Source organism: Dolichospermum compactum NIES-806 (assembly GCF_002368115.1).
Classification (GTDB): Bacteria; Cyanobacteriota; Cyanobacteriia; order Cyanobacteriales; family Nostocaceae; genus Dolichospermum; species Dolichospermum compactum.
Map to the genome: position 1 here is coordinate 1,296,174 of NZ_AP018316.1, position 791 is coordinate 1,296,964.

Annotated in this window: 1 pseudogene; it reads right to left on the bottom strand. The window is 37.2% G+C overall.

The features are described 5' to 3' along the window. Window positions 1–535: pseudogene (locus CA730_RS24840) on the bottom strand (hypothetical protein); the annotation flags it as partial. Between the last annotated feature and the right edge of the window lie 256 nt (window positions 536–791).

Consider the following 791-nt stretch of genomic DNA (forward strand, 5'->3'; position numbering starts at 1 on the left):
AAGTTCCTGTAATCGTATCATTCCCATTAGTTCCCGTAAAATTCTGCTGTTCTACCTGAATAACTTGTCCATTTACCGTAATCGTCGCGTGATCATCCTCAGCCTTCAAAGCCTGTAAAGTCTGAGTATCCAGACTGTAACCCTGTACCAAATCTGCAAAAATTGCCCCTTCATCTCCAGCACTATCACCGAGATTGATATGAGCATCAATAAAATGCCCAATTTCTTCTAACAAAACTGCACTAATGGCTTCTGCTGTGGCAGTTGCGATAAAATTAGCTGATAAATAAATCTTATTATTGCTACTGGCATAAGCACCATTAGCACCGCCAAGAATGCTACTATCAAGAATCTCAATTTGCGGAAGTTGACTAAAATCCCCAGCTTCCCACTGTAACCCCAGACTTTCCGCAAGGCTGCGGTTATATTGTGTACCAAAAGCAGTATCAAAAACCTGCCAGAATTTGTTTTGATTGGCAAAATCAATCAATTGATTGTATGTTACAGAAAGAACAGAGTTAAGTAGGATGTTCATAAATCTACGACTTTATAGTTTGTAATACTGTGCTATTTTCTTATTAGGAGTAAATTCTTATTGGGAGTAAATGTAGATGACTATGAAATTCACTACCCGACCCACAATAAATTACAATAGTTTTAAAACATACTAAATTTAATACGCCCAAAAGAGAATGTCAAGACCTCAAAAGTATGTGAAAACGTAAAAAAGTCTCTAAAAGTAATAGGACTTACGCAAGTGTCACACTAAAAATCTGTTGTAGGGTGCGTCA